The sequence below is a fragment of the Azospirillum sp. B506 genome (assembly GCF_000333595.1).
In the GTDB taxonomy this organism is placed as follows: Bacteria; Pseudomonadota; Alphaproteobacteria; order Azospirillales; family Azospirillaceae; genus Azospirillum.
This window is the reverse complement of record NZ_BADK01000489.1, coordinates 1-23,667: the sequence shown is the minus strand read 5'-3', so window position 1 is coordinate 23,667 and position 23,667 is coordinate 1. Positions and strand designations below refer to the sequence as shown.

Here is a 23,667-nt window from a genome sequence, read left to right as displayed (position 1 = left end):
GTTAACCTGCGGCCCGCTGTTCGATCAGCCCATCCGCAGGCGGCGGGTTCACACCCGGCAGCTGCCCCATTTGCCCACGGAACAATGTGGCGTAGCGGCCGCCGCGGCGCAGAAGCTCGTCGGGCGCGCCGTCCTCGACGATGCGGCCGCGCTCCACCGTGACGATGCGGTCGGCGATGGCGACGGTGGACAGGCGGTGGGCGATGATCAGCACGGTGCGGCCGGCGCAGATGCGGCGCATGTTGGCCTGGATGATCCGCTCCGATTCATGGTCCAGCGCCGAGGTCGCCTCGTCGAAGATCAGGATGCGCGGGTTGGTGACCAGCGCGCGGGCGATGGCGATGCGCTGCCGCTGCCCGCCGGACAGGCTGGCGCCGCGCTCCCCCACCACGGTGTCGTAGCCGTCGGGCAGCTCGACGACGAAGTCGTGGGCGCCGGCCAGCTTCGCCGCGGCGACGACGCGGGCCATGTCCATGGTCGGATCGGTCAGCGCGATGTTCTCGCGGATGGTGCCCGAGAACAGCACATTGTCCTGCAGCACGACGCCGATCTGCCGGCGCAGCCACACCGCGTCGGCGGTGGAGAGGTCGGTGCCGTCCACCATCACCCGCCCGCGCTCCGGCACATGGAAGCGCTGGAGCAGCTTGGCCAGCGTGCTCTTGCCCGAGCCGGACGTGCCGACGATGCCGACCACCTGCCCGGCCGGGACATGCAGCGACACGTCGCTCAGCGTCTCCGGCCCATCGTGGCGGTAGCGGAAGGTGACATGGTCGAAGCTCAGATCGCCCTTGATCGCCGGCATGGCGGCGCGGCCGGCGCTCTGCAGCGGCTCGGGCGCCGTGTTCAGGATGTCGCCGATGCGGTGCATCGACAGCCGCACCTGTTGGAAATCCTGCCACAGCTGGGCGATGCGCAGCACCGGCTGGACGACGCGGCCGGCGAACATGTTGAAGGCCACCAGTTCGCCCACCGTCAGGCTGCCCTCGATCACCAGCTTCGCCCCCAGCCACAGCACCAGCATGGTCGAGCTCTTGGAAACGAACTGCACCGACTGGCTGGCGACGTTGTTCAGGTTGCCGGCGCGGAAACCGGCGCGGACATAGCCGGACAGCTGGTCCTCCCAGCGGCGCTGCATGCGCGGCTCGACCGCCATCGCCTTGACCGTCTCGATGCTCGACACCGTCTCGACCAGGAAGCTGTGGTTCTCGGCGCCGCGGGCGAATTTCTCGTCCAGCCGCCGGCGCAGGATCGGCGTCGCCACCAGGCTGATGGCGATGTAGACGGGGAAGGAGGCGGCGACGATCGCCGTCAGCATCGGGCTGTAGACCAGCATGACGCCCAGGAAGACCACGGTGAACAGCAGATCCAGCACCAGCGTGATGGTGGAGCTGGTCATGAAGTTGCGGATCGTCTCCAGCTCGCGCACGCGGGCGACGCTGTCGCCGACCCGGCGCGCCGCGAAATAGCCCATGGGGAGCGACAGCAGCCGCTGGTACAGCTTGGCCCCCAGCTCCACGTCCAGCCGGTTGGCGGTGTGGGCGAAGGTGTAGGTGCGCAGGCCGCCCAGCACCGCCTCGAACAGGATGACGGCCAGCATGCCGGCCATCAGCACGTCGAGCGTGCCCAGGCTGCGGTGCACCACCACCTTGTCGACCACCACCTGGAAGAACAGCGGCGTCACCAGCGCGAACAGCTGGATGAAGAAGGAGGCGAGCAGAACCTCGCCCAGGATGCCGCGGTATTTCCAGGCGACCGCGCCGAACCAGCGGGCGTCGAAGCGCGGCTGGCCCATGCCCATCGTGCCCTTGCGCCCCAGGCAGAGCAGCCGGCCGCTCCACAGCGGCTCGAAGGTCTCGCGGTCGAGGATGCGGGTCTGGTTGGTCGCCGCGTCATGCACCAGCACGCGGTCGCCGCCGGCCTTGGCCAGCACCAGGAAACCGCCGTCGGGACCGGGGACCAGCGCCGGCAGCGGCGTGCGCTCCAGCCGCTCCCATTTGGTCTTCACCACCCGGGCCTTGGCCCCCAGCCGGTGGGCCTGGCGGACCAGCCCGGTCAGGTCGGGGGATTCGCCGCCGCAGGCATGGCGCACGCCGTCATAATCGGCCGGAATGCCGAGGATGCGCAGCGCCGACACCAGCCCGGCGATGCCGGGATCGAGGCGGGGGCCGGGGGTGGGGCCGGGCTGGGCGCCGGAGGGGGGAGGGCCAGGGGGCGTCGATGAGGGGGCCCGCGCCGGATCGGCCGGCGATCCGTCTCGCATCTGTTCCATGAAGGCTTCCCGGTTCCGAAACTCTAAGGGGTGGCGCCGAACGGCTGCGGCCAACCGAAGGTGAGCATCGCGTCCCCGCGCGGCCACCCGAACGATGGGGTACCCCGCATCGTTGGTGGTCGAAGGAAAAGGACCGAATCTCCCGCCGACGATCTTCCGCGATCTCCCCAATGCTCCGGCCCGATGGTCCGGCCCGGCCACCTGCTTTTCCCGAACGGCTTCCCCAAACGGCTTTTCCCAAACGGCTTTTCCTGGACCCGGTGCGGTGCTTGGGATAGGGATGCGAAGCAGCCGGACCTCCGGGACCGCTGCCGTTTTCCCATCGCCGGACACGACCCGACTTGTCGCTCATCCCCCAGCTCCTGCGCCTTCTGCTCCTGCTGCTGACACCTTTCTGGCTGTCGCTGGCGGTGGATGGGCTGGGCCTGTACGGATCGATGCCGTCGCTGCTGTCCAACTGGCGCCGCCCCGCGGACGTCGACACCACCACGGCCCAGCCGACCGGCTGGCGGGAGCGCGCCTATCTGGCCGCCAACCCCGACGTCGCCGCCGCCGTCCGGAGCGGGCAGATCTCCAGCGGTTATGCCCACTATGTCCAGCAGGGCCGCGCCGAAGGCCGCCGCGGCGGCTTCTTGGAGCAGACGAAGAAACACGCGGAAACCCAGCCAGCCGGAAGCCAGCCCTCAGAAAACCCGCCGGCGCAGGTACAACCGACAGCGATCCAGGCCGCCTTGCCCGCAAGCCCGGCCCAGACGCCTCCGGCTCCCATCGCTCCCCCGGTTCCGGCGGCGAAGCCCGACCCGCAGAACGCCCCCCCGGCCCTGCGGACGGAGCCGGCGGTGGAGGTCCTGCGTCCCGGGATCAAGCCGGTCCCCGACGCCCCCGCCCGCCCGCCCGCGATCCAGCCCGCGTCGAGCGCCACGGCCCCCCGCCATGTCGAGCGCATCCGCACCGCCAACGGCGGGGACGGGCTGCGCGTCGTGCTCGACCTCGACCAGGAACCGCGTTTCGAGATGCCGGTCCAGCGCCCCGACGGCCGGCTGGAGGTGACGCTTCCCGCCACGCAGTGGCAGGCCCCGCCGTCGGGCCGCCTGCCGGCGACGGCGCTCGGCTACCGGGCGGAACGGAGCGGCACCGGCACCCGCCTGCTGTTCAGCGACGAGGACGGCGGAGCCGACGGCAAAGGGGATGGCAAGGGCGACGCCGTCCGGCTGCTCGCCGTCTCCACCATGCCCCCCGACAAGGACCGCGGCCACCGGCTGGTGGTCGATCTGGCCCTGCCCTCCATGGCGAAGGCCGAGCGCAAGGCCCGCTGAGGAGGATGAGCGGCCACGGAAGACCGGCGGAGCACGTCCAGGCCGCGGCGATTTCCCCGATTGTCTTCAGGGTTGTTTTGCCCGGACGGATCGGTTAGCTGTCTGACCGTTGTCAGTCGCACTGGCCGTAAGCGTTCAACGTCAATCAACGCACTCAACGATCCTCAGCGGTCGGAGTGCGTTCTGATGTCCGGATGCCCTTCGACCGCGGACCAGTGTGGAGCACATCCATGAGTTCCCAACCGGCACGCGATCGGTCCAGCGATCCGTCCCACGATTTCTCCCAGAGCCGCCTGTTCGTCCTGGCGGCCATCCTGTTCGTCTCCTATCTCTGCGTCGCCATCTCCCTTCCCATCACGCCGCTGTTCGTGACCGGAACCTTGGGGATGGGCAATTTCTGGGCGGGTCTGGGCGTCGGCAGCGCCTTTCTCGCCACCATCCTCACCCGCAGCGTCGCCGGCAATTTCGTGGATGGCGGCGGCGCCAAGCCGGCGGTGGCCCGCGGGCTGGCGTTCTACATCGCCGGCGGGCTGGTCTCGCTCGCCGCCGGACTGTTGATCCCTGTGCCTTGGGCGGCTTTCGCCGTGCTGGTGGCGGGACGCCTGCTGATCGGGCTGGGCGAAAGCCTCGTCGGGGTCGGCGTGATCGCCTGGGGGATCGGCATCGTCGGCCCGCAGCGCTCGGGCAAGGTGCTGGCCCTGGTCGGGGCTGCACTCTATGGCGCCTTCGCGGCGGGCGGCCCGCTGGGTCTGCTGCTGCTGGACAGTCTCGGCTTCGCCGGCACCATGGCGGCCGGTGTCCTGCTGCCGGTGCTGGGGCTGCTGGCGATCCGCCCGCTGGCGGGGGTTCCGGCGCATCCGGGGGCGAAGCGCCCGCCCTTCCGCAGCGTGCTCGGCCGGATCTGGCTGCACGGCGCCGTCGTCAGTTTGCAGGGCATCGGCTTCGCCGCCATCGGCGCCTTCTTCACCCTGCATTTCGTCCATGAATCCTGGCCGTTCGCCGGACTCGGCCTGACCGCCTTCGGGGTCGGCTTCGTCCTTGTGCGCTTCGCCTTCGGCCATCTGCCGGACCGCATCGGCGGCCTGCCGGTGGCGATGGGGTCGCTGGCGGTCGAGGCGGTCGGCCAGCTGCTGGTGTGGAGCGCCGGCGATCCCACCCTGGCCCTGGCCGGCGCCTTCCTGACCGGGCTCGGCTGTTCCCTGGTCTTCCCGGCCATGGGCCGGGAGGTGGTGCATCTGGTGGAGCCGCATCTGCGGGCGACGGCACTCGGCGCCTTCGCCGCCTTCCAGGACGTCGCCTATGCCCTGACCGGCCCGGTGGCCGGGCTGCTCGCCGACCGGGCCGGCTACGGCAGCGTCTTCCTGCTGGGCGGAGCCGCCGCCGCGACCGGCCTCCTGACCGCCCTGTCCATGCGCCGGCCCCAGACCGCGGCGGGAAAGCGGCCAGCTCAATGACGCCGGGTCAATAGAAAAGGGCGGCTCCGACAGGCCGCCCTTCCCCGTCATCCGTCCGCCCCTCAGCCCGGAAGCTCCGTCCGCTGTCGGGTGGACAGCCCGCCGTCGCCCGCCGCCAGCAGGCCGGACGCTGTGGCCGGCGAGGCGTCGTGGAAGCCGCCGTCGATCCCCTGCGCCTGCGACCCGGTCATCCCGGCTGCCAGCATGGTGACGGCGATGGGGGCCTCTGCGTTGGCGGCGGCCCCACTGGCTGCCACCCCTGCCTCCGCCGCGGTGGAGGTGCTGCGCTTGATGTAGGCCAGCTCGACCGCGGCGTCGCTGGTGCCGAACTCCGTGGCGATCTCCGGATGGCTCGCCAGATAGGCCGCCGGGTCGAAGGCGGTCAGCGACCGGTTCTCGGCATAGCCGTTGCGGACATAGTGGATCTCGGCCGCCTGGACGTCGGGGCCGAAGGCCTGGATCAGGTCCGGGTTGCTGGCGATGTAGCGCAGCGCGTCGAAGCCCTGGGCCGGCCGCCCCTCCGTCCGGCCATGCTCGATGTAGTGGCGGGCGGCGGCATCGGCATCGGTGCCGAAGGCGACCGCAAGGTCACGGTTGGCCGCCAGGTAGTTATAGCCGTCGAAGCTGGCGGTCCGCCCCTCGGCATGGCCGGTCTGAATGTAATGCCGGGTGCCGGCGTCGGCATCGGCGCCGAAGGCCGCCGACAGGTCCGGATAGGAGGCGATGTAGGACAGCCCGCTGAAGTTGGGATGCCGTCCCTCGGCATAGCCATGCTCGATGTAATGCCGGGCCGCGGCATCCGCATCGGTGCCGAAGGCGGCGATCAACTCGGGGTAGGAGGCGGTGTAGGCGAGCGGATCGAAGGTCACCGTCCGCCCCTCGGCCTGCCCGACCTGCAGGTAATGCTGGGTCGCCGCCGCGGTGTCGGTGCCGAAGGCGGCGATCAGGTCCGGATAGGAGGCGATGTAGGCGAGCGCGTTGAAGCCGCCCGTCGTCTGCGGGGTGGAGGCGGGATCGGCGGACGGCGCCACCTGCAGGGCGATGGTCTGCGCCGCCACCCCGCCATGGCCGTCCTCGACCCGGTAGGCGAAGGACCCGGCATTGCCCGCACTGCCGTCCGGGGCCAGGAAGGTCAGCCCCGTCAGCTCGGCCGCCGTCAGGGTCTGGTTCACCGCCACGGCGCTGCCATCGGCCATCCGGATGGAACCGGCGCCGGGCAGGCCGGTCACCGTCACCGTCAGGGCGTCGCCGTCGGCATCGGTGGGGGCGGCGATGCCGAGCGCCACCGCCTTCCGATCCTCGGCCGTCACCGTCTTGTCGGCCTGGACCGCCGGAGCATGGTTGACGACCGGATCCACGACAGGATCGGGCGAGGTGACGGGCGGCGGAGGAGGGGGCGGCGGGGGAGGGGGAGGGGGCGGCGAGACCACCGGTGCGGCCTCCACCGTCAGGGCGACGGTCTGGGTGTCGGCGCCGCCATGGCCATCCTCCACCCGGTAGGCGAAGGACCCGGCATCGCCGGCGGTGCCGGCCGTCGGGGAGAAGGTCAGGGCCGACAGCTGGGCGAGCGTCAGGCTCTGGTTCGCCGTCACCGCGGTGCCGTCGGGGAAGGTCACCGTGCCGCCGGTCGGCAGGCCGGTGACCGTCACGCTCAACGTATCGCCATTGGCATCGGTCGGGGCGGCGATGCCAAGCGCCACCGCGCCCGCGTCCTGCCGTGCCGTCACCGTCTTGTCGGCCTCCGCCACCGGGGCGGCATTCACGGTCAGCGCCACGGTCTGGCCGGCGGTGCCGCCATGGCCGTCGGAGACGGTGTAGGCGAAGGACCCGGCATCGCCGACGGTGCCTGTGCCGGCGGTGAAGGTCAGGGCGGCAAGCTGGGTAAGCGTCAGGCTCTGGTTGGCGGTCACCGCCGTGCCGTCGGCCAACCGGATGATGCCGCCGGCGGGCAGGCCGGTGACCGTCACGCTCAACGTATCGCCATTGGCATCGGTCGGGACGGCGATCCCCAGCGCAGCCGTTCCGCCGATCTGGGCCGTCACCGTCTTGTCGGCCTCCGCCACCGGGGCGACATTCACGGTCAGCGCCACGGTCTGGCCGGCGGTGCCGCCATGGCCGTCGGAGACGGTGTAGGCGAAGGACCCGGCATCGCCGACGGTGCCTGTGCCGGCGGTGAAGGTCAGGGCCGACAGCTGGGTGAGCGTCAGGCTCTGGTTGGCGGTGACCGCCGTGCCGTCGGCCAACCGGATGGTGCCGCCGGCGGGCAGGCCGGTGACCGTCACGGTCAGGGCGTCGCCATCGGCGTCGGCCGGGGCGGCAATGTCGAGTGCCACCGGCGCGTCGGCCTGGGCCGCCACCGTCTTGTCGGCCTCCGCCACCGGGGCATGGTTGGCCTGAACGATGGTGACGCTGCCGTCGCTGCCGACCCGGAACTGGCTGGCGTCGAAGCTGCCGGTCAGCGTCACCGCCAGATCGCTGCCCACCCGCAGGATGGTGGCGCCGGCTCCGGTCTCGACCTGCATGGCGGTCAGGTCGGCACCCGCCATCACCAGCCGGTCGCCGACGGCGGCATCGGCGATGGTGACCGCGCCGGTGGTGCCGGCGGCGATGCGGATGACGTCGTCTCCGCCATTGCCGGTGACGGTCGCCCCGGCCCCGACGGTCAGGTCGTCGGCCCCGGCGGTGCCGGTCAGGGCGACCTGGGCGAAGCCGGCGGCGCCGGACAGATCCACCGAGGCTCCGCTCCCGGACGCCGCCACCGCGAGCGCATTGCCGTTGCCGGTCAGGGCCAGCCCGGCCAGCTGCGAGACAGCGAGGGTCAGGGTGGCGTTGTTGCCGGTCACCTCAATGGCCTCGATGCCGGACATCGCCACCGCCGACAGGTCGGCGCTGCCGGCGATGTGCAGCGTGTCGGACGCGGCACTGCCGGCGATGACCTCGAAGCCGGCCGCCTGCACGCCGGTCAGGGTGACGTCATGCGCCCTGCTGCCGGTCAGCTCCAGCCGCTCCACCCCGGTCAGCGTCATCCCCGTCAGGTCGATGGTGGGGGAGGCGACGTCGGTGTAATATTCCAGGTCGTAGCCGTTGTAGCTGCTCAGGTCGTCGGAGCGGATCTCCAGCGTGTCGGTGCCCTCGCCGCCGTCGAAGCTGACGGTCCCGGCATCGTACTGGCTGACCACGATGTAGCGGTCGTTGCCGGCCTCGCCGAAGATCTGGTCGGCCTGGGCCTGGCCATAGCTGCCGGCGCTGACTAAGCCGGCGAGGATGGTGTCTTCGCCGTCGCCGCCATGAATGGTGTCGCGCTCCCAATCGCCCTTCAGCAGGTCATTGCCGGCCCCGCCCTAGATAAAGTCGGCGCCGCCCCCGCCGGCCAACGTGTCTTCCCCGGGGTTCGCCTTGCACTCCGGTCTTGTCGGCGCGGCCATAGATAAGGTCGTTGCCGCCGCCGCCGAACACGGTGTCGTTGCCGTCGCCGGCCTCCAGCGTGTCGTTGCCGGCGCCGCCATGCTCCAGGTCGTCGCCGCCATGGCCCCAGAACCACACCGCGCTGTCGCCGGCGGTCAGGCTGTCGGCATGCTCCGACCCGACCCAGCGCTGGATGTCGACGAAGCTGTCGCCCGCCGCCTCGCCGGTGTTGTTGGCGCCATCGGTCAGATCCAGCGTGATGCCGGTGGCGGCGTTCTCGTAGGTGACGATGGTGAAGCCGTTGCCGCCGACATAATGGTCGGCGCCAAGCCCGCCGTTCAGCGTGTCGCCGGCCGACTGGCCGCTGTTGCCGCCGCCGACCAGCGTGTCGTCGCCCAGCCCGCCGATCAGGCTGTCGTTGCCGGTGCCGCCGACGATGCTGTCGTTGCCGGCCCCGCCATCGATGGTGTTGCCGCTGTCGTCGCCGACCAGCGTGTCGTCGCCGTCGCTCGGCGTGCCGGTGTAGGCCAGCCGGTGGACCCAGGCGCCGGTGTCGGAAACGGGCAGGGCCGCGACAATCGGCCCGGTGGTCACGTCGAGGTCCCAGGAGGCGCCCAGCGACGGATGGCCGACCGGATGGCTGGCGGCGGCGACGCGGGCGCCGGTCGCCTGGGCGAGCGCCCGGGCGAAGCGGCCGCCGTCGGCGCCGGTGTGGCAGGCATGGATCAGGATCTCGGTGTCCGGGGCCTGCGGCCAGGCCCGCCCCTCCGCCTCGCGGCCGGACAACGCCGCGATGTCGAGCCGGCGGGCACCCAGCCGGACCGCGCCCGGCTCGCCATGGGCCAGCAGATGGATGGCGGCGGGACGGGTGGCAAGCGCGTCGGCCAAGGCTTCGGCGAGCGCCTCCCCACCGTCCCCATCGGCCGCGACCCGGACGATCCGGACGCCGGGCCGGCAACGGTCGAGCAACAGGTCGAGATCGTCGAGGCTGGCGTCCGCAATCAGTACGTCGCGCACGGATGGTCCTCCTTCATGGCCGCAAGCTATGGCGGCAGTATTCTTCCAGGCCGGACGGCCCTGCTCTCCCAAATGTGAGGAATGGTTGTGCTCCAACAACTCGATAAGTCGGAGTATCGCCGGCAAGAACGGGCAATCACTTGCAGGAAATCGTAAGAAGGAGGGAGAGATTTCAGGTGGTGACTTCCGCCCAAGCCGAAGCTCGGCCGCGATTGATCGGAATTGCCGCTTTGCGCGAAGCCCATCTTTTTTGTACACGAAAAAGGGGTGGCTTCGGTCGGCTTTCAGCGCCAGATCCACATCATGAATTCATTATTTATGGACATTATTTCATAGCATTAAATCAGCACATAAGGATGCTTATGGAAAACAGCCAGGCTCCCGCTGGCCGGCCTTCCTACTCCTCGGCGCGCTCCACCACAGCCTGCCCGCGGGAGATGTCGGTGACCAGCCGGGTGAAGGCGTCCGACCGGTCGCGGGGAAGCGTGACCTGGAGCTGGACACCGTCGGCGGTGAAGCCGGTGGTCTCCACCCGCGTGCCGGGAAAGCCGCCGAGATGTGAGCGGATGCGCGCCTCGTCGGCGAAGCCGCAGGCGACGGACAGGGTGGCGTAGGCGACGATGGGTTCGCGCGCCGCCACCTTCAGGCAGCTCGCCGCCGTGCCGCCATAGGCGCGCACCAGCCCGCCCGCCCCCAGCAGGATGCCGCCGAACCAGCGGCTGACCACCACCGCCACCCGATCCATCTCCTGCCCCTCGATGGCCTGGAGGATCGGCCGCCCGGCGGTCCCGCCCGGCTCGCCGTCGTCGCTGAAGCGATAGACGTCACCGACCCGCAAGGCCCAGCAATTGTGGCCGGCGTCGGGCATGCCGGCTTCGGCGATGAAGCGGCGGGCCGACTCCTCGCTGTCGGCCGGGGCGGCCTGGGCCAGGAAGCGGCTCTTCTTGATCTCCTGCTCGAACCGTTCGGTCCTGACGAGGGTGAACATCATGAGGGTGACCGCCGCCCGCCTACAGCACGAAATCGAAGGCGGAGAAGCTGTAGTTGGCGATGTTGACCTGGACACGGAAATCGGCCGTCCCGTCACCGTTCACATCGCCCTCGATCAGCGTCACCGCGCCGGCGGCCTGATAGCGCAGCTGGCCGGCTGCGCTGAATCCGGCGGTGCCGATGAAGGTGAAGGCGTCGTTGTCCGTGGTGCCGGCGATGGCATCGATCTCCGACAGGTCGATGCGGTCACCCTCGGCGCCCACGGTGGCATAGCTCGCCAGCCCCTTCAGCGCCTCGGCCGCCACGACGGGGCCGTTGAAATTGATGATGACGTCGGGAGCGGCCAGGGTGGATTCGGTCAGGTTGCGGATGGAAAAGACGTCCGCCCCGGCCCCGCCGTCCAGCAGGTCGGCGGCATAACCGCCGATCAGCGTGTCGTTGCCGCCACCGCCCAGCAGGACATCCTCGTAGCCGGTGACGGTGTCGTTGGAATTGATGGAAATCTCGTGGCTGCGGTCGGAATAGACGTCGCCGAACATCACATCGTCGCCATTGCCGCCGCGCAGCACGTCACTGCCCAGCCCGCCATAGAGCGTGTCGTTGCCGCTCCCGCCGTCCAGCCAGTCGTTGCCGGCCCCGGCGTCGAGCCAATCGTTGCCGTCCTCGCCCAGCAGGGTGTCGTTGCCGGCGACGTCGATCAGGTCGCCGCGCATCAGGTCGTCGCCCGCCCCGCCGAAGATCAGGTCGTTGCCGGCCCCGCCCTCCAGCTGGTCGGCGCCATCGCCACCCAGCAGAACATCGTTGCCGGCATTGCCGAACAGCAGGTCGTTGCCGGCCAGCCCGGCGATGGTGTCGTTGCCGCCGCCGCCGCCGATGGCGTCGCCCTGGAACGTCCCCACCAGATAATCGTCGCCGCTGGAGGCGGAGGCCGAGACGGTCAGCCCGGTCAGCGACGGCTGCGAGAAGCCGACCAGCGCCCCCAGCGCATAGATCCCGTCGGTGGCCTGCAGCAGCTCGATGCCGGTCAGCGTGTCGGTGCCGTCGGGACCGCTGACCACCAGATTGCCGCTGCCGTCGAAGGACAGGCTGTAGGAGGCAAGCGCGCCGGTCAGCACGAAGCTGTCGATCCCGGCCAGCCCGTTCACCGCGTCGGTGATCGGATTGCCCAGCGCGTCGAAGGCGGCGCTGCCGCTCAGCGTGTCGTTGCCGGTCGTGCCGGTGATTACGACAGGGGCTCCCTGCGGCGCCCCTTGGGGCGCCCCTTGCGGCGCCCTTTGCGGCGACAGCAGGTCCGCCGCCCAGGCGGCAGCGGCGGCCGGCATGGCAAACCCCGAGGCCGCAGCCGGCCCGGCCCGGCCGGAGACGACATGCAGCGGCCGGCCCTCGCGCAGGCCGAAGGCGAGGTAATGGAGCTTGGCCGCCGTGGCGTCGCCGCCGGTGACCGCCGCCACGTCCGGGTTGGCCGCCAGATAGGCCGCCGCGTCGAAGCTCGCGCTACGCCCCTCGCCCCGGCCGAAGCGGGCGTAGTGGAGCACCGCCGCCGCCGGGTCGATGCCGACGGCCGCCAGCACGTCCGGGTTGGAGGCGAGATAGCCGTAGGGATCGAAGCCGGCCGTCCGCCCTTCGCGGGCGCCATAGGACAGGTAATGCTGGAGTGCCGCCCCGGCATCGACGCCGACGGCGGCCAGCACGTCGGGATTGGCCCCCAGATAGCCCAGCGCGTCGAAGCCGCTGAGGCTGCGCCCCTCGTTCCGGCCGGTCCAGGCGTAATGGGCGGCCGCGGCGACCGCATTGTCGCCGAAGGCGGCGGCAAGGTCGCGGTTGGCCGCCAGATAGCTGCGCGCGTCGAAGGCGAAAGCCGCCGGAGCGGCGGTGCGGCCGTCGATGGTCAGCAGCTCGACATCCGTGAGGATGTCCGTGTTGTGGCTGGACACCACGGCATAGCGCCGGCTGTCCAGCGCCACCACCACCGGCGTCTCCGCCCGGTAGCTGCCGCCCTGGAGGGCATAGCGGCGCGGGTCGGTGGTGTAGATGGCGCGGTCGGTGCCGGCGGCGCCGTCGAAGCTGCGCCCGGCCGGGGTCCCCAGATAGACGCTGTCGTTGCCGTCGGCCCCGACGAAGCCGTCGATCTGCTGGAAGATACGGGCTCCGAGCCGGTCGAGCGTCCCGCCGGTCAGGGCGACATCCAGCCCGTCGATGCGGTAGCGCAGGAACCCGGCCGCATCGCGGTCGGTCAGGCCGGTGAAGCGGACGCTTGCCGCCGCTCCGCTGCCGGTGGCGGCATAGTCGAAGCTGGTGTCATGCGCCCGGCCGGCGACCTTGCGGCTGACCGTCTGGCTGCCGGTCCCGGCGGCGATGGCGGAGGCATCCGGCACGGCGGTGAAGGCATCGGCGACGAAACCGTTCGCCAGACGGGCCTCATCCAGATCGAGGGCGAAGCCCTGCCCCGCCAGCAGCCGCGCCATGCACGCCCCCTAACCCCACCGCAAGACGGCACCGCCCGCCGGTTCCGCCGATCGGGCAAAGCGGATCGCCGGAACCGGCCGGATGAGCCAGGATCAGATGCCCCGGATCAGATGACCTGGAGATAGGCCGGATCGAGCGCGCCGTGGCGGAACGGGATCCAGTCCTTGTGGTCGGCGCGGTACTGCAGCCCGTAGGGGTTCTTGAAGAAGATCTTCTGCAGCGGCTGGCCGCCTTCGGCGCGGGTGCGCTCCAGGTCGATCAGCGGCGACGGGCCGAACACCTTTTCCCACAGCTCGGTGTTGTCCACCTCACGGCCGGCGTTCTTCACATAATCGCGCGCGGTGTCGCTGAGCTGCCAAGCCTCTTCGACCATCGCGTAATAGTCCACAGTACCCTCGGCCATGGCCTTCGAACTCCAACCAGCGTTGCACAGAGTTTCCGCTCACATAGCGCATTTCCGGCGGCAAAGGAACCACCTGCGCTCCACCGCCGGCGATGTCGGAACCTCAGGAGCGGTCCGCCGCCGCTCCGTCGATCGCCGGCCCGTTGATGCCGGTGATCCGGGGCGCGGGCAGGGCGGCGGGCAGCGGGGCCGTCCGGCTCTTGCGCAGCGGGGCGGCCAGCTTCTCCCAGGACCGGGTGCGCATCAGCCGTCCGGCGACCCCCAGCCCGACCGCCAGCAGGCCGGTGAGGCTGATCGCCGCTCCCACCGGACCGCCGACCAGCAGCCCGGCCAGCCCGGCCGCCCCGGCCAGCAGCGCGCGCAGGCCGATGGTCAGCGCCACCGTCCCGGTTCCCGGCGCCAGCCGCGGCAGCAGCAGCAGCAGCAGCCCGCAATCGACCGCGGTGCGCAGGCTCCAGGCCACGGCGGCGCCGACCGCGCCATAGCGCTCGGCCAGCAGCCACAGCACGCCCAGATAGACCGGCAGCTCGGCCAGTTGCAGCCGGGCGGTCACATCGACGCGGCCGACGCTCTGGATCAGGGTGTTGGGTACATAGGCGGTGGCGTTGAAGAAGACGCCCAGCATCAGGATCGACAGCACCGAGGCGCTGTTGGCGGCGAAGGCCGGCCCCAGCCACAGCTGCAGGGCGGTCTCGCCGCCGACGATGGTGGCGGCCTGCATCGCCAGGAACACCGCCAGCGTCAGATGGCCGCCGGCATCCAGGATGCGGCCCAGCGCCGGCGGATCACGCCGGAACAGGCTGGAGGCCAGCGGAAACAGCGCCAGCGACAGGGCGCCGGGGATCACCATCAGCCGCGACAGCAGCTCGAATGGAGTGGTGTAGAAGGCGACCATCGCCGCCGGAACGAGGCTGAGCAGGATGAAGCGGTCGGCATAGAGCATCGCCGGGCCGACCAGATTGTTCAGCATCATCCAGGCGCTCATGGTGAACAACCCACGCAAGGACGGACGGCCCCAGCGGCTGGGGCGCAGCAGGTCCGGCACCTGGCCCACCGCCAGGACGCCATAGCCGACCAGCCCGATGAAGCGGCCGGCGGCGATGGCGGCGATCACCGGCACCAGGCTCTGGCTGAAGGGCAGCACGAAGAGCGGGCTGAGGTAATTCAGCACCCCCACCGTCATCCGCACCAGGCTGATCGGGCGGAAGCGCTGGTGCGCCTCCAGCACGCCGCGCAGGCCGGCGGAGACCAGCGCGATCGGCACGATGGCCGCCGCCACCAGCAGACTGGCCCGGATCTCCTCCGGCGAGGTGCCGGTCTCCAGCTGGAAGCGGTTGGCCAGCAGCCCGGCGCCCAGCGCCACCACCCCGCCGGTCAGGAGGCCGATGGCGCCCATCAGCGCGATGGCCGGCCCGGCGATCCCTGCGGTATTCGCAGAGCTCTGCCCGTCCCCATGGCCCTCCCCCTGCCCACCGGCATGGCCGATCCGGTCGGCGACGACCTGCACCAGCGACCGGCCGAGGCCGAGGTCCAGCACGCCCAGATAGCCGAGCAGGGCCCAGATCAGGGTCAGCGCGCCGAAGCGCTCCATCCCGACGGCGGAGATGAGCCACGGAATCGACAGCAGGGCCGCCGCCATGGGCAGCCCCTCGCCAAGCAGATTCCAGAGCGTGTTGCGAAGCAAATTCGGAGGTCCGTACGCGAAACACTGTGGGGCGGCGTTCGGGACGACCCGACCCCGGCCATGCGGCTTCAGCCGTTGGACCTAGGTCTATGCCCTCCTGACGACGCCATTGTTATCGGTCCATCCTGTCCAAAACGCTAACGGAATCGCGCGGATGAAACGGTCGCGACCCTGCACCTCCGCCGGCCCGGCCCTTCAAGCTGGCCGGCTGGAGATACGTCAGGACAGGACCCGCTCCAGCGCCGCGGCGACCCGGTCGACGTCACCGTCGGCCATGGCCGGAAACAGCGGCAGCGACAGCGTATGGGCGTAATGGCTCATGGCACCGGGCAGGGCGAGGTCGCCGTAGCGGCGGCGCCAGTAGGGTTGGCGATGGACCGGGATATAGTGCACCTGGGTGCCGACGCCCAGGGCGCGCAAGCCCGCCATCACGGCCGCACGGGGCCGCCCCGCCGCCTCGAAATCGATGCGCGCGGTGCACAGGTGCCAGGCGGGACGGCACCAGGGCACCGGGGCCGGCGGCCGCACCAGCGGCGCCAGCGGCGCCAGCCGCCCGGCATAGAGCGCCATCAACCGTGCCCGCCGTCCGACGAAACGGTCCAGCCGGCCGAGCTGGCTCAGCACCAATGCAGCGTGGATGTCGGACAGGCGGTGGTTGAAGCCGGGTTCCGCCATCTCATAGTACCAGGGGTTGGCGTTTCCCTCCGCATCCAGGGCGGCATCGGGGTCGGCGAACCCCTGCCCCGCTTCGGGAACCCGCATCATGCCGTGGTTGCACAGGCGGCGGACCCGCGCCATCAGCGCCGGGTCGTTGCCGGTGACCGCCCCGCCCTCCCCGGCCGCGATGGTCTTGACCGGATGGAAGGAGAAGACGGTCAGCGATCCCGCCTCCACCTCCGGCCAGCCGGCGCCGACCGGCCTCTCGCCGCCGCCCTCGTCCCTTATGCCGGACAGATCGACCGCCCCGATGGCATGGGCGGCATCCTCGACCAGCGCCAGCCCTTCCGCCCGGGCAAGCGCCGCCAGCCCAGCCATCGGGGCGGTCTGCCCGGCGTAATGGACGGGGGCGAGCGCGCGGACGCGCCAGCCGGCCTGACGAGCGCGGGCGATGGCGGCCTCGGCCTCGGCGACGCCCATCAGGCCGCTGTCGGGATCGACGTCGGCGAAGGCGACCTCGGCCCCGGCATGGCGGGCGGCCGATGCGGTGGCGAGGAAGGTGTTGGACGGCACCACCACCGCGTCGCCCGGCCCGATGCCCAGCGCGCTGTAGGCCAGCCGCAGCGCCGCGGTGGCGTTGGCGCAGGCCACCGCCTCAGCGGCCCCCACCCTCGCGGCCAAGGCCCGCTCGAAAGCGGCGACCGTCGGCCCCTGGGTCAGCCAGTCGCCCCGCAGCACCGCCGTCACCGCGGCGATGTCCTCCTCCTCCACCGACTGGCGGCCATAGGGGAGGAAAGGCAGATCCGGCAGCGGCGGTTCCGTCATCAGGGCGCTTCCGCCAGCAGGGCGCGCAGCCGCTCGCCGTCCAGCCAGTCGTCGTTGCCGTCGCTGGCATAGCGGAAGCCGTCGGCCACCGGGCGGACGTTCAGCCGCTCGTAGGGCGCATGCTGCCAGAAGGCGAAGGCCGGCTCGATGACGTAACGGTCGGCCAGCTCGTAGGTCTGGCGGGAATCGTCCTCGGTGATCATCACCTCGTGCAGCTTCTCGCCCGGCCGGATGCCGACGATCCGCTGCGGCAGATGCGGCGCCATGGCGCGGGCGAGGTCGCTGATGCGCATGCTGGGGATCTTCGGCACGAAGATCTCGCCGCCCTGCATCATGGCGAAGCAGGACAGCACGAAATCGACACCATGCTGCAGGGTGATCCAGAAACGGGTCATCCGCTCGTCGGTGACCGGCAGATGGTCGGCCCCCCCGGCGATCATCTTGCGGAACAGCGGGACGACGCTGCCGCGCGACCCCACCACATTGCCGTAGCGCACCACGGCGAAGCGGGTATCGAGCGCGCCCGACAGGTTGTTGGCGGCGATGAAGATCTTGTCCGACGCCAGCTTGCTGGCGCCATAGAGATTGATCGGGTTGGCCGCCTTGTCGGTCGACAGTGCGACGACACGCCGCACCCCGGCCGACAGCGCCGCCCGCACCACATTCTCCGCCCCGTAGACGTTGGTGTTGATGCATTCCATCGGGTTGTATTCGGCGGCCGGCACATGTTTCAGCGCCGCGGCATGGACGCAGAAATCGACGCCGCGCATCGCCAGATTCAGCCGCTCGCAATCGCGCACGTCGCCGATGAAGTAGCGCAACGTCGGCGCCCACTCCGCCGGCATGTGCTGCTGCATCTCGTACTGCTTGAACTCGTCGCGGGAGAAGATGATGACCCGGCGCGGCCTGGCATGCCGCATCACCGTCTCGACGAAGCGGCGCCCGAAGGAGCCGGTTCCCCCCGTCACCAGGATCGACCGGCCGTCCAGCATGCGCAGCCCTTCCTCGAACCCGGCGCCGGCGGCCTGCCCGTCCACATCGTCCGGGGTCGGTGCTTCGGGTTCGCGCGCCTTGCTGGAGTGTGTCGTCACCGCCGGGTCCGTCCTTTGAAGCCGCATCGCTCGAAGCCGCCGTGCCCGGCGTCCGCCGACCGGATGGTCCGGGGCGGGCGCCGCATCGGGATCGACATGAATCCCGACCCTAACCGGTGCTTTCTGATGATCGGGTTAATTCAGGACACCCCTCCGGCGCAAGGCCCGTCGGCGGGCGGCAGCCGCCCGGCCTGCACGTCCTCCAGCAGGCGGATCTGCGCCGGCAGGCAGACGGTGGCGAGGTCGAAGCGCTCCACCGCCGTCATCCTTGCGGCGGCCGACAGGGCGGCGCGCAGCTCCGGGTCGTCCAGCGCCGTCTCCACCCGGTCGGCGAGCGCCATGGGGTCGTGGAAGTCCGTCAGCAGCCCGTTCACCCCGTTCTCGATCACTTCGGCGACCGGCGGCGTGCCGGACCCGACGATGACGGCGCCGCAGGCCATCGCCTCCAGCATCGACCAGGACAGGACGAAGGGGAAGGTCAGGTAGATGTGGGCGCGCGACACCCGCAGGACCGACAGGTAACGGTCGTAGGGCAGCTTGCCCAGCACATGCAGCCGCGCCGCCTCGGGCCGCGGGCTGCCGGCGGCGTCCAGCATCGTCTCCCGCCACATCGTCTCCCGCCAGCTGCCGCCGCCCTCGGGCGGGGCGCCATAGCTGACCTCGTCGCCGCCGACCACCAGGATGTGCAGCTTCGGCCGGCGCAGCAGCAGTTCCGCCGCCGCCCGCATGAAGGTGGGAAAGCCGCGGTAGGGCTCCAGGTTGCGGGCGACATAGGTCACCACCTCGTCCTCGCGCGACAGGGTCCGGCCGTCGGGCAGGGTGACGGTGGCGGCCGGATCCGGCCGGCAGACCGCGGTGTCGACCCCGTCATGGACCACCGAGATGCGCGGACGGAAGGCGTCGGGATGCTGGCGCCGCTGCCACTCGGTCGGGCTGACGCCCCAGTCCATCGCGTCCAGCCCGGTCAGCAGCGAGGCGTTCTTGGTGCGGATGCGGCAGCGTGTCTCCAGCGTCACCGGCCGTCCGGGTCGAAGCCGACATCCGATCCGTCGGCCCGGTAGAAGAACTCGCAATAGAGCAGCAGGCGGGCGTCCGGGAACACGTCCTTCAGGAACAGCGCCTCGCCCCAGCCGGGATGGGCGCAGATCACGTCGGGGATGAAGCCCTCCTTCCGCAGGGCCAGCCCGGCGCGCACCGCGCCCTGCCCGTGCAGGACCTGCCCCTCGAACAGGCGGATATAGGGGTGGGTGCCCTCCCCCGGCTCGCGCGTCGGCCGGTAGAGCGCCATCTGCACCCCCGCCGGCAGCTCGCGCCGGACCTTGCCGATGAAGGCGACCCGATGGGCCGGATCGGCCGCGAAATGGCGGACGAGATGCTTGTATTGGCCGGGGGTGTTCTGGTGAACGAACAGGATCCGCATGGAAAGACGATGCCCGGAAAACGGAGGAACGGGGCGACAGCCTGCAACCATCCGCCACCGCTGTCGATGCATAAGACCATCCGCTCAGTCGGGGCGCAGGCGTTCGCATCAAGCCCCCGGAAGGACCCGTTTCCCCCCTGCCGCCTTGCGCCTATAAGATCCCCTTGTCCGCCGGCCCTGCCCGGCCCATCGCGCGACGGAGCGCCGACGCCCCTTGTCCTCGTCCCAACACTCCTCCCCCTTCCCCTCCTCGCCCTGGCGCTTCCTGTGGATGTTCGTGCGCGAGGGTTTCCTCGGCCGTGCCATCCTGCTGAACCTCGCCGCCGCCGGCGGGATCGGGCTGATGGGGATGGAACCGGTGGCGATGCGCGGGCTGGTCGACGCGCTCGCCGGGATATCGGCGGGGGGACTGCCTGGACAGCAGCCCGCCGGCTCCGCCGCCTGGACCGCGGAGGTGATGCGCTGGTTCCTGCTGCTGGGCGGGCTGTGGATCGCGTCCGCCCTGTTCAACCGGCTGCGCGAACTGGTGGATCTGCACACATCGCCGGCCTTGCGCCATGCCATCCAGGTCCGGCTGTTCGACCATCTGATCGACCATTCGCCGCGCTACTTCCAGGACAATTTCGCCGGCAACCTGGGCCAGAAGGTCAAGCAAGCCGGACAGAGCGCCATCCAGATCCTGGAAATCCTGACCAACGACATCATCCGCATCGTCGTCATCCTCGCCATCGGCCTGACGCTGCTGGCCTCGGCCCAGACCCTGTTCGCCGGGCTGCTGGTCGGCTGGACCGCCGCACACCTGACGCTGTCGGCCCTGCTGGCCCGGCGCTGCCTGCGGCTGTCGCACGCCTTTTCCGAAGAGGTGTCGTCCACCACCGGCCACATGGTCGACATCATCGCCAATGCCGAGCTGGTCCGCGCCTTCGCCCGCCGCCGCCAGGAGCTGTCCGGCCTGTCCGAGGCGCTGACCGGCGAGATCGCGCGGTCGAAGGAGCTGCGCTGGTTCCTGACCAAGATGTGGTTCTGGCTGTTCAACGCCCTGCTGGTCTTCCAGATCACCCTGATCGGCATCGCCGTGTCGGAGGCGATGGCCGGCCGCATGAGCGTCGGCGACTTCGCCATGGTCTTCTCGCTGGCCAGCATCGTCGGCACCAATGTCTGGGGCCTGTCGACCCGCATGCTGGGCTTCTTCGAGCAGCTGGGCATCCTGTCGGGAGCGCTGGAGCTGATCGTCCGCCCGCACGAGATCCCCGATCCGCCCGGCCGCCCCGAGCTGACCGTCGGCGACGGTGCCATCCGCTTCGAGGAGGTCCGCTTCACCCATCCGGGAAGCGGGGCGGTGTTCGACGGCCTGTCGCTGACCATCCGGCCGGGGGACCGGGTGGCGCTGGTCGGCCCGTCGGGCGCGGGCAAGAGCACGCTGGTCCGGCTGCTGCGCCGCCAGTTCCCGCTGCAGGGTGGCCGTATCCTGATCGACGGCCAGGACATCGCCGCGGTCAGCCTCGCCTCGCTCAACCGCGCGGTGGCCGAGGTGCCGCAGCTGCCCAGCCTGTTCCACCGTTCCATCCGCGACAACATCGCCTATGGCAGCGAGGGGGCCGGGGACGAGGCGATCCGCGCCGCCGCCGCCCGCGCCCATTGCGACCGCTTCATCGAGGGCCGCGCCGCCGGCTACGACACGGTGGTGGGGGAGCGCGGCATCCAGCTGTCGGGCGGTGAGCGCCAGCGGGTCGCCATTGCCCGCGCCTTCCTGAAGGATGCCCCGATCCTGGTGCTGGACGAGGCGACCTCGTCGCTCGACTCCGAGACGGAGCATCTGATCCAGGACGCCCTGCTCGGCCTGTTCGAGGGCCGAACCGTGATCGCCATCGCCCACCGGCTGTCGACCGTCACCGGCATGGACCGCATCCTCTATATGGAGAAGGGGCGGATCCTGGAGGATGGCGACCATGCCGCCCTGCTGCGCCGCGACGGCCCCTATGCCCGGCTGTGGCGCCGGCAGGTCGGCGGTTTCCTGCCCGACGATGCCGGCGCCACCACCCTGGAGGAGGCGCAATGAGATTGCGGATCCGTTTGGGGTTTTTCCCCGCCCTGCTGCTTGCCGGCAGCCTGCTGCTTCACAGTCCGGAGGCTGCACCAGCCATGTCGCCCCTGCCTTTCTTCCAACGGGTCGAGCGCGTCGGCCTCCTCTGCGCGGTCGATGCCGATGGCGGCCCCGTCGTCGACATCGGGGACGAGACGCTGTGCGGCCGTGCCGCCGCGGTGCTGTCGGGGCTGCTGGCTTCCGGTCCGGCGGTCACGGCGCTCGCCCCCAATGACGCCCGCATCGCCGACCCCGGCACCCTGCTGGTTCTGGTCCACGCCACGCTGCGGCCCGAAAGCGGGAAACGGATGCTGGCGCTTGCGGCGACCCTTCAGCGCAGCGGATCCGCCGGCGATCCGCCCTTCTTCATGATGCCGCCCCAGGCCCTGACGCTGTCCGGCACTCTGGACGAAAGCCTTTTGGACTCACTGCTTCGCCGCTTGCTGACCCCGCTGTCCGGTGCATTGCGCGCCAATCCCTGAGCGGTGGAGTTTGGAGTCTTGTCGCAGGGGGGACGAAACGACGCGCTAAGCTTGAACTTCTACAAGAAGTCATTCCCGCAAAGGCGGGAATCCAGCCATATCAGATACTTGAACAGGAAGCCCGGATCCCCGCTTTCGCAGAGATGACCGTTCTACAGGTGGGAGGGGTGCTTCGCTGTCAGCGGCAGAGCTGCGCGAATTTGCGTTCCGGGATCGGCGGCGGCGAGGGGTGCAGCATCAGTCCCTGCTCCTCCACATCGACCCGCGCGTCGGGATAAACCGCAAGCGCCAGTTGAAGCGCTTCGATGAACCGCTTCCTGAAATCGCGCAGGCGGCTGTATCCGGCGCCGAACTGTTCGAACACCGCCGGCCAGGTGATCGGGGTGGAGCGGTTCAGGCTGTGCAGCCGGTAGGCCAGCCAGATATAGATGTCGATGCTGGTGCTGTTGTTCTGGATGTGACGCAGCGCCGGCTCCCAGATCGGCACCGGATGGGCTTTCAGCTCGCGGAAGAAGGCCTCGGACAGCAGGACGCGGTCTTCCCATAGCGATCCCTGGCCCGGCTCCGCCCCGGCATTGGTCGAGAAATGGATGCCGCCCTTGACGATCGACCCTTTTTCGAAACCGATGCTGTGGGCATCCTCCCAGGCGAAGGTCAGGTTGCAGGCGGCGATGCGCGAGGCCTGCTCGCGGATGTCGCGGTAGGTCTGGCCGCCCACCGACAGGCCCATGCGGTCGAGCCATTCATGCATGCTGCGGCCGAGCTCGACCTCGCGGCTGTCGGTCTGGATCGCGCGGGTTTGCAGATACAGCAGGATCATCCGCGCGCGGCTGCCGTACGGAACACCGTAAAGCTTAAAGCCACCGTTGCGGATCGGCAGTCGTCCCGGCTCGATCAGCAAGCGGATCTTATGTCCGCGACGCTCCCACGGCTGGTCGTCGGGAAGACGACGGTGCGGAAGTGCGGTCAGGGCAAAGCCTGAATATGTGATGCCAAGCTCCTGCCGTTCCTCTTCGAGGACGGCAGCGGCGACATCGACTAGCGAACGCTGATCCGGATCGGTCTGGAGCGCCTTCGCCTGGTCGCGTCCAAGCTGGGTGATCAGGGTGTGTATCTGTCCCATAGCGAGCTGACCTTGGCACGACTTTGCGGTCAACGCTATATCACGGCCGCTCGGCCCCCAGCAATTTGGAGTCTTGTCGCTCAAACTATTTGAACGGTTATTTGATTCAGTTAATAGTTTGCGCGACAAGACTCCAGTAGAGAATCGCGAGTCGCGCGACAAAACTCCAGAACTCCCGCGACAAGACTCCAGCGGATAGTCCGCGTTGCCTGTGGATTTTTCGGCTGACGCGACAAGACTCCAGACGGGACACTTCGATTCGGTCGCGAATCGCTTCTGAGTCGCTGTTTTCCGAGTCGCGGCGGCGAATCGATGGCGACTCGCCCATGATTCATGCCCGGTACCGGCGAGGTCCGGGCCGGGGTTTGGAGTTCTGTCGCGCCCCGTTCCGCCCCTTTTCCGTCCAGTCTTTCCCGGATCGCGGCTCCGGTGTGCCCCCGGTCCTGCCCCTGCCCCTGTCCGCGGCCTCCCGCCGGCAGAGGGGCGCGACAAGACTCCAACCTCGACCCCGGCCATCCGCTGCCGCGGAAGCTGCGGACGGGGAGTGTTTGGAGTCTTGTCTCGCCCCCCTGCCAGTCCCATCCCTTGCCCCATCCCCTGCCCCATCCGGGACCGTCCCGGATGGGGCGCTCCGGTCGGGTGGCTCTCGGAGGGGTGCTTGTGAAGGGCGGAAAACGCGGTCTATAACGAACTGCCATGGCGCCGCTCCCTGGTTCCGACCTTCGGCTTTCCGGCGCCCGGCCACAGGCTCACACAACAGATGGCGGCAGGATGAACGGCAATTCCGCGCAGAAAATCGTCCCGGTGCTGCTCTCCGGCGGTACGGGGTCCCGGGTGTGGCCCTTGTCGCGCGAACTGTATCCCAAGCAGTTTCTGCCGCTCTGCTCCGACCGGACGATGCTTCCAGAACACCGCCTTGCGGGTCAGCGCGCAAGCTGGGTTCCACGCCACCCGGTTCCCGTGCGGCCACGGAAGGCCGTCT

The 23,667-nt window shown here is 70.0% G+C and carries 16 protein-coding genes and 1 pseudogene; 5 read left to right on the top strand and 12 right to left on the bottom strand.

Annotated elements, in window-relative coordinates; genetic code table 11:
• Position 1 precedes the first annotated feature (1 nt).
• The gene (locus I71_RS14605; RefSeq protein WP_244433846.1) at positions 2 to 2,269 is read right to left on the bottom strand and encodes a type I secretion system permease/ATPase; all 2,268 of its coding nucleotides are present in this window, start codon (positions 2,267 to 2,269) and stop codon (positions 2 to 4) included.
• 341 nt (positions 2,270 to 2,610) lie between these two features.
• On the opposite strand from I71_RS14605, the gene I71_RS14600 reads away from it, so the two are divergent.
• The gene (locus tag I71_RS14600) at positions 2,611 to 3,585 is read left to right on the top strand and encodes a hypothetical protein (protein ID WP_042695574.1); all 975 of its coding nucleotides are present in this window, start codon (positions 2,611 to 2,613) and stop codon (positions 3,583 to 3,585) included.
• 230 nt (positions 3,586 to 3,815) lie between these two features.
• Positions 3,816 to 5,039 (top strand): MFS transporter, encoded by a 1,224-nt coding sequence (locus I71_RS14595; protein WP_042695573.1) that lies wholly within the window; start codon positions 3,816 to 3,818, stop codon positions 5,037 to 5,039.
• 62 nt (positions 5,040 to 5,101) lie between these two features.
• Here the strand turns inward: I71_RS14595 and I71_RS35015 are convergent, their stop codons facing one another.
• The 10 genes and pseudogenes from I71_RS35015 to I71_RS40830 all read right to left on the bottom strand — a co-directional run.
• The gene (locus tag I71_RS35015; protein WP_049976121.1) at positions 5,102 to 8,218 is read right to left on the bottom strand and encodes an Ig-like domain-containing protein; all 3,117 of its coding nucleotides are present in this window, start codon (positions 8,216 to 8,218) and stop codon (positions 5,102 to 5,104) included.
• Positions 8,219 to 8,363: 145 nt separating this feature from the next.
• A complete protein-coding gene (locus I71_RS14585; protein WP_042695572.1) occupies positions 8,364 to 9,461 on the bottom strand; it encodes a DUF4347 domain-containing protein in 1,098 nt (365 codons plus the stop codon).
• Positions 9,462 to 9,858: 397 nt separating this feature from the next.
• The gene (locus I71_RS14580) at positions 9,859 to 10,452 is read right to left on the bottom strand and encodes a YigZ family protein (protein ID WP_085940731.1); all 594 of its coding nucleotides are present in this window, start codon (positions 10,450 to 10,452) and stop codon (positions 9,859 to 9,861) included.
• A gap of 19 nt (positions 10,453 to 10,471) precedes the next feature.
• Positions 10,472 to 12,916: a calcium-binding protein gene (locus I71_RS14575; RefSeq protein WP_042695571.1), complete on the bottom strand. Its 2,445-nt coding sequence runs from the start codon at positions 12,914 to 12,916 to the stop codon at positions 10,472 to 10,474.
• A gap of 107 nt (positions 12,917 to 13,023) precedes the next feature.
• Positions 13,024 to 13,320 (bottom strand): hypothetical protein, encoded by a 297-nt coding sequence (locus I71_RS14570; RefSeq protein ID WP_042695570.1) that lies wholly within the window; start codon positions 13,318 to 13,320, stop codon positions 13,024 to 13,026.
• A 103-nt stretch (positions 13,321 to 13,423) separates the two neighbouring features.
• Entirely contained in the window at positions 13,424 to 15,004 is a 1,581-nt protein-coding gene (locus tag I71_RS14565; protein WP_085940730.1) for a flippase, read from the bottom strand.
• A 219-nt stretch (positions 15,005 to 15,223) separates the two neighbouring features.
• Entirely contained in the window at positions 15,224 to 16,486 is a 1,263-nt protein-coding gene (locus tag I71_RS14560) for an aminotransferase class I/II-fold pyridoxal phosphate-dependent enzyme (protein WP_042695569.1), read from the bottom strand.
• Positions 16,486 to 17,577 carry a UDP-N-acetylglucosamine 4,6-dehydratase (inverting) gene (pseB, locus tag I71_RS14555; protein WP_199902181.1) on the bottom strand — a complete coding sequence of 364 codons (1,092 nt, stop codon included), beginning with the start codon at positions 17,575 to 17,577 and terminating at the stop codon, positions 16,486 to 16,488. Before pseB ends, I71_RS14560 begins: the two co-directional genes overlap by 1 nt.
• 140 nt (positions 17,578 to 17,717) lie before the next feature.
• Positions 17,718 to 18,356, bottom strand: a complete 639-nt coding sequence (locus I71_RS40835) for a glycosyltransferase (protein WP_307188994.1) — start codon at positions 18,354 to 18,356, stop codon at positions 17,718 to 17,720.
• Between the two features lie 132 nt (positions 18,357 to 18,488).
• Positions 18,489 to 18,865, bottom strand: a pseudogene (locus tag I71_RS40830) (glycosyl transferase family 1); the annotation flags it as partial.
• 346 nt (positions 18,866 to 19,211) lie between these two features.
• Between I71_RS40830 and I71_RS14545 the strand changes: the two are divergent.
• The gene (locus I71_RS14545) at positions 19,212 to 21,056 is read left to right on the top strand and encodes an ABC transporter ATP-binding protein (protein WP_148294243.1); all 1,845 of its coding nucleotides are present in this window, start codon (positions 19,212 to 19,214) and stop codon (positions 21,054 to 21,056) included.
• 83 nt (positions 21,057 to 21,139) lie between these two features.
• Positions 21,140 to 21,562 (top strand): hypothetical protein, encoded by a 423-nt coding sequence (locus I71_RS14540; RefSeq protein WP_244433845.1) that lies wholly within the window; start codon positions 21,140 to 21,142, stop codon positions 21,560 to 21,562.
• Positions 21,563 to 21,740: 178 nt separating this feature from the next.
• On the opposite strand, the gene I71_RS14535 is transcribed toward I71_RS14540, so the two are convergent.
• Positions 21,741 to 22,685 (bottom strand): replication protein RepA, encoded by a 945-nt coding sequence (locus tag I71_RS14535; RefSeq protein ID WP_042695567.1) that lies wholly within the window; start codon positions 22,683 to 22,685, stop codon positions 21,741 to 21,743.
• 771 nt (positions 22,686 to 23,456) lie between these two features.
• On the opposite strand from I71_RS14535, the gene I71_RS35965 reads away from it, so the two are divergent.
• Positions 23,457 to 23,667: sugar phosphate nucleotidyltransferase (locus tag I71_RS35965; protein ID WP_244433844.1), on the top strand; the 211-nt coding region annotated here is incomplete at its 3' end.